The following is a 12,898-nucleotide window of genomic DNA, read 5'->3' as shown; positions in this document are numbered from 1 at the left end:
CACACCGAACCCAGCCCCCCATTGCCAGCCTCAAAAGCGCCGCCAACCGCGATATCAACAACAATGACATCATGAGGTACGCCATGAAAGCACGCCTGGCTTCCCGGAAGCCCCCCTTCGCCACCCTGGCCTTCGCCACGCTGCTGCCGCTGGCCTGGCTCGTCTCCGCCCAGGCTCAGGCCGACTGCCCCCGCGGTGACCTGGACAGTCTCTACTGCGACGAGGAGGGCAACATGGTCGCCGACCTGCCCGCCGACGAGTCTCAGTGGGCCGACCCCGACACCCTCATCTTCGCCTATACCCCGGTGGAAGACCCGGCCATCTACTCCGATATCTGGCAGCCGTTCATCGACCACCTCGCGGAGGTCACGGAGCGTGACGTGCGCTTCTTCGCCGTTCAGTCCAACTCGGCGCAGGTCGAAGCCATGCGCAGCGGTCGCCTGCATATCGCCGGCTTCTCCACCGGGCCGACCCCCTTCGCGGTCAATCTGGCCGGCGCGGTGCCCTTCGCACTGATGGGGTCCGATGACGGCCAGTTCGGCTATACCCTGCAGGTCTATACCCATGTCGAGTCCGGTATCGACGCGCTTACCGACCTCGCCGGCAAGCGGGTGGCCCATACCTCGCCGACCTCCAACTCCGGCAATCTGGCGCCCCGGGCGCTGTTCCCGGAGTACGGCATCGTGCCCGATGAGGACTACGAGGTGGTCTACTCCGGTAGCCACGACCAGTCCATGCTGGGGGTGGTGGCCCGCGACTACGACGCCGCCCCGGTGGCCTCCGAGGTGGTCGAGCGCATGGCCGCCCGCGGCCTCTACGACCCGGACGAGGTCAAGATCATCTACGAGACCGACTCTTTCCCTACCACCTCCTACAACTATGCCCACAACCTGCATCCCGACCTGGTGGAGAAGATCAGGGAGGCGTTCTTCAGCTTCGACTTCGCCGGCACGGCGCTGGGCGAGGAGTTCGAAGGCGTGGATAAGTTCGTGCCCATCAACTACAAGGACAACTGGCAGGTCATCCGCACCATCCAGGCCGCCAACGACGTGCGCTACACGCGCGAAGACCTGGAATAAGTCCGCGCTGCCTGCTTCGGCCACCGGGTCGGGGCGGGCCGGTCTCTGGCTGTGAGGTGGGTGAATGCTGGAAATCTCGAAGCTGGTCAAACGCTACGGCCATGACGAGCCGGTACTCAAGGAGCTCGATCTGACCGTCGAGGGCAGCAGCGTGGTCTCCATCGTCGGCGCCTCGGGCGCCGGCAAGAGCACCATGCTGCGCTGTATCAATCGCCTGGTGGAGCCGACCTCCGGTTCGATCCGGCTCAACGGCCGGGAGCTGGTCAACCTTCGGGGGGCCGCACTGCGTCGGGCCCGGCGCAAGATCGGCATGGTCTTCCAGGGCTTTAATCTGATCGACCGGCTGACGGTGATGGAGAACGTGCTGGCCGGTCGGCTCGGCTACGTGAACCTCTACCAGGCGGTGACGCGACGCTATCCCCAGCAGGATATCGAGCGCGCCTTCACCCTGATGGAGCGGGTGGGGATCGCCCACTACGCCAACAAGCGGGCGGATGCGCTGTCCGGCGGCGAGCGCCAGCGGGTCGGCGTGGTGCGAGCGCTGATGCAGGAGCCCGAGGTGCTGCTGGCCGATGAGCCCACCGCCTCACTGGACCCGCGCACCTCCGAGCAGATCATGAAGCTGCTGCAGAGCCTGGCCAGCGAACTGTCGCTGCCGGTGCTGATCAATATCCATAACGTGGCCCAGGCCAAGACCTACACCGAGCGGATCGTGGGCCTGCGCCACGGCAAGATGATCTTCGACGGGGCGCCGGCCGACTTCACCAAGGAGGCACTGGAGGCCATCTATGGCGGCATCGAAGCGCCCGAGGAGGAGCTCGTCGAACGCCGCCGGCCAGCGCCGACGCGGGGAGCCGGGGGTGACCCATGACCAGGCCTGAGGCTGCCGGCTCGTCCTCGGGGCCGCGAACCTGGCGCAAGCCGCCCTTCATCGCCAATCCCTGGCTGCGCTACGGCCTGTGGCTGGCGGTGATCGCCTATCTGATCTGGGCCTTCGGTAGCCTGCCGTTCAACTGGGAGCGCATCAGCGAGGGGCTGCCGCGGGCGGCACGCATCTTCGGCGGCGGTTTTCCGCCGAGCTTCGAGCGCTGGGGGCTGCTGTTCACCGGCTTCAAGGAGAGCTTCCAGATCGCCATCCTGGCGACCCTGCTCGGCGTGGCGCTGTCGATCCCCTTCGCGGTGATGGCGGCGCGCAACGTCGCCCCGCTGCCGGTCTATCTGTTCGGCCGCGCGGTGATCATCGTCTCGCGCAGCTTCCACCCGGTGATCGTGGCCATCCTGTTCGTCGCCGCGGTGGGCTTCGGCCCCCTGGCGGGATCCTGACCCTGACCCTCTACTCCATCGGCTTCGTCGGCAAGCTGCTGGCCGAGGAGATCGAGGAGATCGACTGGGGGCAGGTGGAGGCGATGCGCGCCGCCGGGGCCGGCTACCTGGCGACGCTGGTCTATGCGGTCTTCCCGCAGATCCTGCCGCGCCAGGTGGGGCTGTCGATGTACCAGCTCGACAGCAACCTGCGCGCCTCGGCGGTGGTGGGCATCGTCGGCGCCGGGGGCATCGGCGGCACCCTGATGAACGCCTTCGGACGCTACGACTATGACTTCGCCTTCGCGATCCTGTTGATCATCATCGCGGTGATCCTGGTCAGCGAAGGCATCAGCGGCTGGGTAAGGAAGAAGATATGGTAGATCACGCCGGTGCCCTGGCCGATCGCGTCTGGCAGCGCTACGACCGCCGGCAGCGCCTGATTCGCTATGCCGTGCTGCTGGTGACCCTGATGGTGGTCTACTGGGCGGTGCGCGACATCGACATCTTCTGGCCCTGGGTGTGGGACGCGCCGAATCAGATCTCCAATCTGGGGTCGCGCATGTGGCCACCGGATCCGAGCCGGCTGGGGCCGATCCTCAATGCCATGCTCGAGACGGTGCATATCGCGACCCTGGCGACGATGCTGACCATTTTCATCGCCCTGCCGGTCTCCTACATCGCTGCCCAGAACACCACCCCCAATCGCGCCTGCCTGTGGCTGGGACGCTTTATCCTGGTCGCCAGCCGTTCGGTGAACACCATCATCTGGGCGCTGCTGTTCGTGGCGATCTTCGGGCCCGGCGTGCTGGCGGGGATACTGGCGATCATGTTTCGCTCCATCGGCTTCATCGGCAAGTTGATGGGGGAGGCGATCGAAGAGATCGACCGCCGGCCGGTAGAGGCCATGCAGGCCACCGGCGCCTCCAAGCTGAAGGTGATCGCCTACGCGGTGGTGCCCCAGGTAATGCCGGCCTTCTTCGCCATCGTCATTCTGCGCTGGGACATCAACATTCGTGAATCCACGGTGCTGGGGCTGGTGGGCGCCGGCGGCATCGGAGTCCTGCTGCAGGGCGCCATCGACACCTTCGCCTGGCCCACCGTGGCGACCATCCTGATCGCCATCGTGGCGCTGGTGCTGGTCGGCGAGGCGATCACCAGCGTGCTGCGCCGCAAGGTGATCTGAGCAGTTGACCGCTGGGGTCGCCCTTGCCAATGTTGAGAGAGGGAGTGCCCGAAGCGGCCGAGACGCCGTGCGCTCCCATCCACTGGCATCAAGGAGAGGCTATGACAACCTATATCGTGGTGGCCGATGCAGCCCGGGCGCGCATCTTTACCCGCGACGCCCTCAAGCTGGAAGAGAAGGAGAGCCTGATTCATGCCGAGGGACGGCTGCACGAGGGCGATCTGGTGACCGACCGTGGGGCCGACGTTCACGAGTCCATGTCGACCAGCGCCCGCTCCTCGGGGGGCGAAAGCGTGGCGCGTACCCACGAAGAGCAGGTCTTCGCCAAGGAAGTGGCCGAGCGTATCTATCGTGCGCGGGTCGATAACACCCTGGAGAAGCTGATCCTGGTGGCCCCGCCGCGTTTTCTGGGCCAGCTGCGCGACAAGCTCGACGGCCCCTCCAGCAAGCTGGTGATCCACACCCTGGCCAAGGACCTCTCCAAGGCCAGCCTGGCGGACATCCAGGAGGCCGTCAGCGATATGCGCTGAGTGGCGTTGCCACTATGCGACCTTAGCCTAAAGAATTCTCCCCTTTCGCCGATAGCTCGATGATCTCGATCACAGCGCTCGGCCAAGGGGGAGTTCATGCACTTCACATCAATCCGCCGTTTCGTCATCGCCCTGGCAGGCCCTTGCCTGCTGGTGGTCGTGGTGGCGATGGTGGCCTACTCCCTGGTGGCGTCTTCGCGCACCCAGGAAACGGTGGCCTCCCGTACTGAAGAGCTGATGCGCGACTCAATCGATGAGCGCCTGGCATCGCTGGCGGCGTCCCGTGCGGTGGAAATTCGGCGCCGTCTGGAAGAGCCGCTGCGGGTCGCCCAGATGCTTGCCCAGACCAATGCCCTGATGGGCCGCGAGGATGCGCAGGGGCGCCCCCGCTGTGGATGGACCGTGACGAGCTCTCGACGCTGACGCGTGAGACCCTGGTGGCCCATCCCGACTTGGTCGATGTCTATATCGGCTGGGAGCCCGATGCCTTCGATCGAGATCGCTTCCATGCCGGGCGCGAAGCGGACGGCTATGAACAAGAGACCGGCCGCTTCATGCCCTGGTGGTACCGTGACGCCGATGGTGCGATCGACGTGCTGCCCCTGGGCGACACCCTCGAGAGTGAAGCGCTGCTGCCTTCCGGTGTTCGCGAAGGGGAGTACTACCTCTGTGTGCGGGAGAACGAGGCGCCTTGCATCATCGATCCGGCCGCCTATGCGTTCGGCGACCAGACCCTGATGGTCACCTCCTTCAATGTGCCGGTAATGGTGGAGGGCGACTTCCGCGGCGTGGCCGGGGCCGATCTTTCGGTGGATTTCATTCAGGGGCTGCTGGAGGCGGCCAATGACGAGCTCTACGACGGTGCTGGCGAGATGGCCCTGGTGGCCGATGGCGGCGGGGTGGTGGCGCATACCGGCGCCGGCGATCGTCTCGGTGAGCCCGCCGAGGCGGTGATGGGCAGCGAGGTGGCCAGCCGAATCGCTGAGGCTCGCGACTCGGGGCAGATGATCGGGGTCGAGGCGGAGGGCTTGCTCGAGCGCTACCTCGCTTTCCCCATCGGCGACACCGATATCCACTGGACCCTGACGATTCGCCTGCCGGAGGCGGCCGTGCTGGCGGAGCTCAACGCCCTGCAGGAGGGGCTGGCCGAGCAGCGCCGCCAGGATACCCTGGGCATGAGCCTGGTGGGGCTGCTGCTGGCGGCGCTGGGTCTCCTGGCCCTGGCCTGGGTCGGCGGGCGCATCGCCCGACCGCTGCGCCATCTGGCGAGTCGCATGCGGGAGATCGCCTCCGGTGACGGCGACCTGACCCAGCGGCTGCCGGTGCGCGGACGGGATGAGGGCGCGCAGCTGGCCATCCAGTTCAATGCCTTCGCCGACAAGGTCCATGATGTCCTGGTGGAGGTACGGCGCAGCAGCGAGTCGGTGCGGGTGGCCGCTTCGGAGATTGCGACCGGCGGGCAGGACCTGTCGCGGCGCACCGATAGCGCTGCCTCCAGCCTGCAGCAGACCTCCGCCTCCATGGAAGAGATCACCGGCACCGTGGCGCAGACCGCCGACTCCGCCCAGCAGGCCAACCAGCTGGCACTCTCCGCTTCCCAAGTGGCGGCCCGGGGTGGCGAGGTGGTGGGCGAGGTGGTCTCCACCATGGACGCCATCGGTGACTCCTCGCGGCAGATCGCCGAGATCGTCAACGTTATGGATGGCATCGCCTTCCAGACCAACCTGCTGGCGCTCAATGCCTCGGTGGAGGCCGCGAGGGCGGGCGAGCAGGGGCGCGGCTTCGCGGTGGTGGCCGGCGAGGTGCGCAACCTGGCGAGCCGCAGCACCACGGCGGCACAGGAGATCAAGGCGCTGATCGAAGCGTCGGATACCCGGGTCAAGGATGGGGCCAGCCTGGTGGCCCAGGCCGGCGACACCATGGCCGAGATCGTCGCCAGCGTTACCCGGGTGACCGACGTGCTGGGCGAGATCAGCTGTGCCGCCGGCGAGCAGCGTGATGGTATCGGCCAGGTCAACGTAGCGGTCAGCGAACTGGACGCCATGACCCAGCAGAATGCGGCCATGGTGGAGGAGTCGACCACCGCGGCGGTGCAGCTCCAGGAGCAGGCGGACCGGCTGGCTGAGATCATCGGCGGTTTCACCCTGCGCGGGGAGGCGGCCGACCCGTCCGGGGGGCGCTGAGCCGACTCGTCGCACGCACGCGATGCCTGTGCCCCGGCTCAGGGCACCGGGGGCAGGTCGATCTCGTCGCTTCGCCGGATCCCCTCGGTCATCTGGCGGCACAGGCGCAGGAACTCGCGCATCCCGGTGGCCAGGTACTTGTGGCGATGCCAGATGAAGGCGAACTGGCGGCTCAGGTCCAGCTCCGGGGTGGGGATCGGCACCAGGCTGCCGCGCCGGAAGGCATCGCGCAGCGCCAGCTTCGAGACGCAGCCGATGCCCAGCCCCGACTCCACCGCCCGCTTGATCCCCTCGGTATGCTCCAGCTCCAGCAGGATATTGAAGCGCCCGCGGCGGTGGCGGGCGGCCTGCTCCAGCGTCAGCCGCGTGCCCGAGCCCTGCTCGCGCATGATCCACGCCTCGCGTAGCAGCCGGTCCAGCTCCACGGGGCCCAGGCCCGCCAGCGGGTGGCGGGGGAGCAGAACACCGCCAGCTCATCCTCCACCCAGGGCTGAGTGACCACGGCATCGTCCTCGCAGCGTCCCTCTATTAGGCCCAGATCAAGTTCATGCTGGACGATTCGTTCGATAATGGCGCTGGTGTTACGCACCTGCAGCCGCACCCGGCTGCCCGGATGGCGCTGCATGAAATCGCTGATCAACAGGGTGGCCAGGTAGTTGCCGATGGTCAGGGTCGCTCCCACATCCAGCGAGCCGACACCCTGCTGGCCGCGCAGCAGCTCCTCGATCTCCTCGCCGCGGTCGAGCAGCGCGACCGCCTTGGGCAGCAGCTGGAAGCCCAGGGCGTTGAGCTTGAGCCGCTTGCCGATGCGGTCGAGCAGCTGACAGTCGAACTGGCGCTCCAGCTCGGCCAGGGCGGTACTGGTGGCGGACTGGGAGAGGGCCAGGGCGCGAGCGGCATGGGAGACGCTCTCGTGCTGGGCCACGGCGACGAAGACTTCCAGCTGGCGAAGGGTGAAGTGCATGGTGTGGGCTCCGGAGCAGGCTATATCTATAGTATAGATAAACGTTATCCATACAATTCAATTAACAGATAACGCCGGGGCTCTTAGAATTCTCTTTATAGTTTACCGGAAGCGTTATTTCCTAATCGAATATCAAGGAGTCGGCATGAGCAAGTTTGCCTTGGAAGACGTTCTCAGCGTCCACCACTGGAACGACACCCTCTTCAGTTTCCGTACCACCCGGGAGCGCAGCCTTCGCTTCAAGAACGGCCAGTTCGTGATGATCGGCCTGGAAGTGAACGGCAAACCGCTGATGCGCGCCTACTCCATCGCCAGCCCCAACTACGAGGATCATCTGGAGTTCTTCAGCATCAAGGTGCCCGACGGCCCCCTGACCTCGCGGCTCCAGCACCTCAAGGTGGGCGACCAGATCATGGTCAGCCGCAAGCCCACCGGCACCCTGGTCACCGACGACCTGTTACCCGGCCGCAACCTCTACCTGCTCTCCACCGGCACCGGCCTTGCGCCCTTCATGAGCCTGATCCAGGACCCGGAGGTGTATGAGCGCTTCGAGAAGGTGGTGCTGGTGCACGGGGTACGCAGCGTCAGCGAGCTCGCCTACGCCGACTTCATCACCCAGGAGCTGCCGGCCCACGAGTACCTGGGCGAGGAGATCCGCGAGAAGCTGGTCTACTACCCCACCGTGACCCGCGAAGACTTCCACACCATGGGGCGTCTGACCGACCATATCCGCAGCGGCAAGCTGGCCGAGGACACCGGCCTGCCGGCGCTGGATCCCAAGCAGGATCGCGCCATGATCTGCGGCAGCCCGGCGATGCTCGACGAGACCAGCGCGCTGCTCGACGACCTGGGCTTCACCATCTCCCCACGCATGGGCGAGCCCGGCGACTACGTGATCGAGCGCGCCTTCGTCGAGAAATAACCCGGCTGCGCCGGGAGCTATAAGCTTCAAGCCATAAGAAAACCCCATCGGCGCCGGTGGGGTTTTCTGCGTCTGGTAGCTACCTGGGCTGGGCTCTTCGCTTACAGCTTACGGCTGTCAGACGGCGTCCTTGTCGGTTTCCCCGGTGCGAATCCGGATGACCTGCTCCAGCGGAGTGACGAAGATCTTGCCGTCGCCGATTTTTCCGGTATTGGCGACCTGGGTAATGGCATCGATCACCTTCTCCGACATCTCGTCGTCCACGGCGATCTCGACCTTCACCTTGGGCAGGAAGTCGACCACGTACTCGGCGCCGCGGTAGAGCTCGGTATGGCCCTTCTGGCGGCCGAAGCCCTTGACCTCGGTGACGGTGATGCCCTGGACGCCGATTTCGGAGAGTGACTCCCTGACGTCGTCGAGCTTGAACGGCTTGATGATGGCGGTCACCAGTTTCATGGTTGTTTCCTCTTTGTCCGGGGCGGGGCTCGCGGGTCGCAGCCCGTCTTGGCGGTGGAGCGCGTTGGGCTAAAGCATACACTGCGTAGGCGGCGAAGAAAAAAGGCCCCCGAAGGGGCCTTCAAGAGGCAGGCTACTGCTTGGTGCTATTCGGTGCGCGGCTTGGCCTGAACCTGCGCGCCAGGCTGCGACGCATGGCCCCCGGGGCCGCGGCCACCGCCGCCGCCCTGTACGCTGGCGGCGCGGAACTCGGGATAGGCCTCCATGCCGCACTCGGCCAGGTCGACGCCCTCGTACTCCTCTTCTTCGCTGACGCGGATGCCCATGGCCGCCTTGAGCACCAGCCATACCACCAGACTGGCAGCGAACACCCAGGCGAAGATCGCCAGGCCGCCAATGATCTGGGCGCCGAAGCTGGCGTCGGCATTGGTCAGCGGCACGGCGAGCAGGCCCCAGATGCCGACCACGCCGTGCACCGAGATGGCGCCGACCGGGTCGTCGATCTTCAGCTTGTCGAGACCGACGATGGAGGCCACCACGATGGCGCCGCCCACGCCGCCGATCAGGGTGGCAGCCAGCGCCGAGGGGGCCAGGGGTTCGGCGGTGATGGCCACCAGGCCGGCCAGGGCACCGTTCAGCGCCATGGTCAGGTCGGCCTTGCGGAACCACAGCTTGGCCAGGACCAGGGCGGCGATCACCCCGCCGGCGGCGGCGGCGTTGGTGTTGACCAGCACCTGGGCGACGTTGTTGGCGGAGTCGACGTCGGAGACCTTGAGCTCGGAGCCGCCGTTGAAGCCGAACCAGCCCATCCACAGGATGAAGGTGCCCAGGGTGGCCAGCGGCAGGTTGGCGCCGGGAATGGCGTAGATGCTGCCGTCCTTGCCGTACTTGCCCTTGCGCGGGCCAAGGATCAGCACGCCGGCCAGGGCCGCGGAGGCGCCCGCCATGTGGACGATGCCGGAGCCGGCAAAGTCAGCGAAGCCGAGCTCATCGAGCCAGCCCTCGCCCCAGGTCCAGTAGCCGGATACCGGGTAGATGAAGCCGGTCATGACCACGGCGAAGGCGAGGAAGGCCCACAGCTTCATGCGCTCGGCCACGGCCCCGGAGACAATGGACATGGCGGTGGCCACGAACACCACCTGGAAGAAGTAGTCGGCCCGCATGGAGTAGTAGGGGGCGTCGTCGCCGCCGGCCAGCACCGCATCCACGCTGTTTTCGCCGCCGAGCAGGAAGCCCAGGTTGGGCAGCAGGCCCCCGGCGCTGCTCGAGTACATGATGTAGTAGCCGACCAGCAGGTACATGGTGCAGGCGATGGCGAACAGGGCGATGTTCTTGGTGAGGATCTCGGCGGTGTTCTTGGAGCGCACCAGGCCGGCCTCGAGCATCGAGAAGCCGGCGGCCATCCACATCACCAGCACGCCGCAGATCAGAAAGTAGAAGGTATCGAGCGCATAGCTCAGTTCGGTGAGTTCCGTCATTGGAATGTCTCCATGGCTCAGAAAAAGTCCGGTGATCAGACGGCTTCGGCGCCGCGTTCACCGGTGCGGATACGGATCACGTCCTCCAGCGGGGTGACGAAGACCTTGCCGTCGCCGATCTTGCCGCTGTTGGCGGCGCTGCAGATGGCGTCGAGCACGCTCTCGAGCCGCGAGTCGTCCACGGCGACCTCGACCTTGACCTTGGGCAGGAAGTCGACCACGTACTCGGCGCCGCGGTAGAGCTCGGTATGGCCCTTCTGGCGGCCAAAGCCCTTGACCTCGGTGACGGTGATGCCCTGGACGCCGTTGTCGGCCAGCGCCTCGCGGACGTCGTCGAGCTTGAACGGCTTGATGATGGCGGTGATGAGTTTCATCTCGAATCTCCTGGACGGTATGGCAGGGCGGCGGCGGCCGCCCGAGGGTTCGCTAATGCTGCCAAGCCAGATTCGTGCCACCTGCCGTTTTACGTCATTACTTTCATGGTGTTGCCCATTTACGGGGGGCGTGGTCGCCGTCCGCGGGGAGGCGGAGCCGGCGCGAATGCACCAGGCCGGTGCCGGGTGCGGGTGCAGCTGCCTCATGACGGGGCATCCGGGGCGGTTGCCGTGTGAATAGCGAGGGGCGAGGAGGGCAGACGATCCGCGATGGGCCTGGCGGAGCATCACGGGGAATGCGTGGCCGCCGGGCCTTGCGTATCCTGTAGGCAGTCATTTATCGCATCGGGAGAGATCAGCATGGTGAGTCATGACCACATCAGCCGCCTGGCCCAGCAGCTGGGCGAGCGCCTGCAGGGAGCGTCCCAGGCGCCGGAGGAGTTCCAGAAAGGGGTTCAGCAGGTGGTGCGCGGCGCCTTCGACCGGCTGGAGCTGGTATCCCGGGAGGATTTCGACATCCTGATGGATGTGCTGCAGCGCACGCGCATTCGTGTCGAGGCGCTGGAGCAGCAGGTCGCCGCCCTGGAGCAGGCGCTCGATGCCCGCGCCGGCGAGCCCGCCGCCGATGCCACGCCCCCGGCACCCGAGGAGGACGCCGGCGCGGGCGAGACCGGCCGCTAAGGAAGCGCTGAATAAATCAGCCGAGCGAGATGAAGCGCAAGGCGCCCGCAGCGCAGAAACCGGAGCCTATGGGGTATAGTGAGGATTCGACCGGGCTGGCGCCCCAGCAGCGCGCAACGCAGCGATTCGCTCGCGTAGGCATTTATGCAGTGCTTCCCTAAGCGAGGCGTGGGCGGCCCGGGGAGGGGGCTGCTACGCTGAGGGCGTTACCACCGACTGCGAGGGACCGCATGACGCTGGCCATCATCGCCACCCGTGCCGGCCTGGGGCTGGAAGCGCCCGAGGTGCTGGTAGAAGTCCATCTGGCCAACGGCCTGCCGGGCATGACCCTGGTGGGCCTGCCCGAGGCCGCCGTCAAGGAGAGCCGTGAGCGGGTGCGCAGCGCCCTCCTCAATGCCGGCTTCGACTTTCCCAATACTCGCCGTATCGTGCTCAATCTGGCGCCCGCCGACCTGCCCAAGGTCGGCGGGCGCTTCGATCTGCCCATCGCCCTGGGCATCCTGGTCGCCTCCGGCCAGCTCCCCGTGGAGGCGCTCTCGGGGGTCGAGAGCGTGGGCGAGCTGGCGCTGGACGGCCGGCTGCGACCGATCAGCGGGGTGCTGCCGCTGGCACTCGCCGCCCGCCAGGCCGGCCGCAAGCTGATCGTGCCGCGGGAGAACGCCGATGAGGCGGCCCTGGCCGGGGACCTTCAGGTATTGCCCGCGGATCACCTGCTGGAGGTGGTGGCGCATCTGCTGGGGCAGACGCCGATAGAGGCGCACCGTCTTGCCGTGCCGCCCTTGGCCGCCACGATCGACGCTGACTTGGCCGAGGTGCGCGGGCAGCACCAGGCGCGCCGTGCCCTGGAGATCGCCGCGGCCGGGTCGCATAACCTATTGTTTTCCGGTCCGCCCGGGACCGGCAAGACCATGCTCGCCAGCCGCCTGCCGGGGATCCTGCCGCCGCTCACCGAGGACGAAGCGCTTGAGGTGGCGGCGATCCGCTCGGTGTGCGGCCTGTCGCTGGCCGATCAGTGGGGCCGGCGCCCCTTTCGCGCCCCGCACCACACCGCCAGCGCCGTGGCTCTGGTGGGGGCGGCTCCTGGCCGCGCCCGGGCGAGATTTCGCTGGCCCATCACGGGGTGCTGTTCCTCGATGAGCTGCCCGAGTTCAGCCGCCATGTGCTGGAGGTGATGCGCGAGCCGATGGAGTCCGGGCGTATCCACATCGCCCGGGCCAGCCATGAGCGACGCTTCCCGGCCCGTTTCCAGCTGGTGGCAGCCATGAATCCGTGCCCCTGCGGCCACCTGGGTGATCCCCGCCAGGCCTGCCACTGTACCGCCGCCCAGATCCAGCGCTATCAGTCTCGGCTCTCCGGCCCGCTGCTCGACCGTATCGACCTGCAGGTGGAGGTGCCGGCGCTACCGCCGGAGCAGCTGACCGCCCGCGAGACCGGGGAGAGTTCGGCCAGCGTGCGCGAGCGGGTGATGGCGGCGCGCGAGCGGCAGTATGCCCGGGGCGCGCTCGACGCCCACCTGGGCAGCCGCGCGCTGGAGGCCGCCTGCGCCCTGTCCACGGCGGATCGCACCTGGCTGGCCGGGGTGCTGGAGCGGCTCAAGCTCTCGGCGCGGGCCTATCACCGGGTGCTGCGCGTGGCGCTGACCCTCGCCGACCTGGCCGGCAAGCCGCGTCCCGAGCGGGACGAGCTGATGGAGGCCATCGGCTATCGGCAGCTGGATCGCCAGCTCCGGCAAGGCTGAGAGGG

11 protein-coding genes and 3 pseudogenes are annotated in these 12,898 nt (G+C 67.0%); 10 read left to right on the top strand and 4 right to left on the bottom strand.

The genetic code is table 11. The features are described 5' to 3' along the window. Positions 1-83 precede the first annotated feature (83 nt). The 7 genes and pseudogenes from phnD (at position 84) to ACSJDS_RS01195 (ending at position 6,280) form a co-directional block, all read left to right on the top strand. Positions 84-1,079 (top strand): phosphate/phosphite/phosphonate ABC transporter substrate-binding protein, encoded by a 996-nt coding sequence (gene phnD / locus ACSJDS_RS01225; protein ID WP_473031772.1) that lies wholly within the window; start codon positions 84-86, stop codon positions 1,077-1,079. 64 nt (positions 1,080-1,143) lie between these two features. After that, the gene (gene phnC / locus ACSJDS_RS01220) at positions 1,144-1,950 is read left to right on the top strand and encodes a phosphonate ABC transporter ATP-binding protein (RefSeq protein WP_473031771.1); all 807 of its coding nucleotides are present in this window, start codon (positions 1,144-1,146) and stop codon (positions 1,948-1,950) included. Further along, positions 1,947-2,764 (top strand): annotated as a pseudogene (gene phnE / locus ACSJDS_RS01215) (phosphonate ABC transporter, permease protein PhnE). The gene phnC and the pseudogene phnE (ACSJDS_RS01215) overlap by 4 nt, the downstream one beginning before the upstream one ends. After that, on the top strand, positions 2,758-3,567 hold the full coding sequence (gene phnE, locus ACSJDS_RS01210; RefSeq protein WP_473031770.1) for a phosphonate ABC transporter, permease protein PhnE: 810 nt from the start codon (positions 2,758-2,760) through the stop codon (positions 3,565-3,567). Before phnE (ACSJDS_RS01215) ends, phnE (ACSJDS_RS01210) begins: the two are co-directional and overlap by 7 nt. Before the next feature lie 29 nt (positions 3,568-3,596). Continuing rightward, positions 3,597-4,097 (top strand): host attachment protein, encoded by a 501-nt coding sequence (locus ACSJDS_RS01205; protein ID WP_473034945.1) that lies wholly within the window; start codon positions 3,597-3,599, stop codon positions 4,095-4,097. Positions 4,098-4,193: 96 nt separating this feature from the next. Next, positions 4,194-4,520, top strand: coding sequence for a hypothetical protein (locus ACSJDS_RS01200; RefSeq protein ID WP_473031769.1), 327 nt, complete (start codon positions 4,194-4,196; stop codon positions 4,518-4,520). Then, the gene (locus ACSJDS_RS01195) at positions 4,493-6,280 is read left to right on the top strand and encodes a methyl-accepting chemotaxis protein (protein ID WP_473031768.1); all 1,788 of its coding nucleotides are present in this window, start codon (positions 4,493-4,495) and stop codon (positions 6,278-6,280) included. Before ACSJDS_RS01200 ends, ACSJDS_RS01195 begins: the two co-directional genes overlap by 28 nt. Positions 6,281-6,318: 38 nt before the next feature. On the opposite strand, the pseudogene ACSJDS_RS01190 reads toward ACSJDS_RS01195, so the two are convergent. After that, a pseudogene (locus tag ACSJDS_RS01190) lies at positions 6,319-7,244 on the bottom strand (LysR family transcriptional regulator). A gap of 145 nt (positions 7,245-7,389) precedes the next feature. Between ACSJDS_RS01190 and ACSJDS_RS01185 the strand changes: the two are divergent. Continuing rightward, positions 7,390-8,166 carry a ferredoxin--NADP reductase gene (locus ACSJDS_RS01185; RefSeq protein WP_473031767.1) on the top strand — a complete coding sequence of 259 codons (777 nt, stop codon included), beginning with the start codon at positions 7,390-7,392 and terminating at the stop codon, positions 8,164-8,166. A 117-nt stretch (positions 8,167-8,283) separates the two neighbouring features. Here ACSJDS_RS01185 and glnK read toward each other — a convergent pair whose 3' ends face one another. The 3 genes from glnK to ACSJDS_RS01170 form a co-directional block, all read right to left on the bottom strand. Further along, positions 8,284-8,622: a P-II family nitrogen regulator gene (gene glnK / locus ACSJDS_RS01180; RefSeq protein WP_473031766.1), complete on the bottom strand. Its 339-nt coding sequence runs from the start codon at positions 8,620-8,622 to the stop codon at positions 8,284-8,286. 146 nt (positions 8,623-8,768) lie between these two features. After that, entirely contained in the window at positions 8,769-10,100 is a 1,332-nt protein-coding gene (locus ACSJDS_RS01175; RefSeq protein ID WP_473031765.1) for an ammonium transporter, read from the bottom strand. Positions 10,101-10,135: 35 nt separating this feature from the next. Continuing rightward, a complete protein-coding gene (locus tag ACSJDS_RS01170; RefSeq protein WP_209474746.1) occupies positions 10,136-10,474 on the bottom strand; it encodes a P-II family nitrogen regulator in 339 nt (112 codons plus the stop codon). 360 nt (positions 10,475-10,834) lie between these two features. Between ACSJDS_RS01170 and ACSJDS_RS01165 the strand changes: the two genes are divergently transcribed. Then, positions 10,835-11,155, top strand: coding sequence for an accessory factor UbiK family protein (locus tag ACSJDS_RS01165; protein ID WP_473031764.1), 321 nt, complete (start codon positions 10,835-10,837; stop codon positions 11,153-11,155). A 230-nt stretch (positions 11,156-11,385) separates the two neighbouring features. After that, positions 11,386-12,893: pseudogene (locus tag ACSJDS_RS01160) on the top strand (YifB family Mg chelatase-like AAA ATPase). The last annotated feature ends 5 nt before the right edge of the window (positions 12,894-12,898 follow it).

Source organism: Halomonas sp. SL18_1 (assembly GCF_055755715.1).
This window is presented reverse-complemented; position numbering and strand designations above follow the sequence as displayed.

Coding starts and splice junctions, on each gene's coding strand:
- phnD (WP_473031772.1), top strand. CDS start 84: ATGAAAGCACGCCTGGCTTCCCGGAAGCCCCCCTTCGCCACCCTGGCC.
- phnC (WP_473031771.1), top strand. CDS start 1,144: ATGCTGGAAATCTCGAAGCTGGTCAAACGCTACGGCCATGACGAGCCG.
- phnE (WP_473031770.1), top strand. CDS start 2,758: ATGGTAGATCACGCCGGTGCCCTGGCCGATCGCGTCTGGCAGCGCTAC.
- ACSJDS_RS01205 (WP_473034945.1), top strand. CDS start 3,597: ATGTTGAGAGAGGGAGTGCCCGAAGCGGCCGAGACGCCGTGCGCTCCC.
- ACSJDS_RS01200 (WP_473031769.1), top strand. CDS start 4,194: ATGCACTTCACATCAATCCGCCGTTTCGTCATCGCCCTGGCAGGCCCT.
- ACSJDS_RS01195 (WP_473031768.1), top strand. CDS start 4,493: ATGGACCGTGACGAGCTCTCGACGCTGACGCGTGAGACCCTGGTGGCC.
- ACSJDS_RS01185 (WP_473031767.1), top strand. CDS start 7,390: ATGAGCAAGTTTGCCTTGGAAGACGTTCTCAGCGTCCACCACTGGAAC.
- glnK (WP_473031766.1), bottom strand. CDS start 8,622: ATGAAACTGGTGACCGCCATCATCAAGCCGTTCAAGCTCGACGACGTC.
- ACSJDS_RS01175 (WP_473031765.1), bottom strand. CDS start 10,100: ATGACGGAACTCACCGAACTGAGCTATGCGCTCGATACCTTCTACTTT.
- ACSJDS_RS01170 (WP_209474746.1), bottom strand. CDS start 10,474: ATGAAACTCATCACCGCCATCATCAAGCCGTTCAAGCTCGACGACGTC.
- ACSJDS_RS01165 (WP_473031764.1), top strand. CDS start 10,835: ATGGTGAGTCATGACCACATCAGCCGCCTGGCCCAGCAGCTGGGCGAG.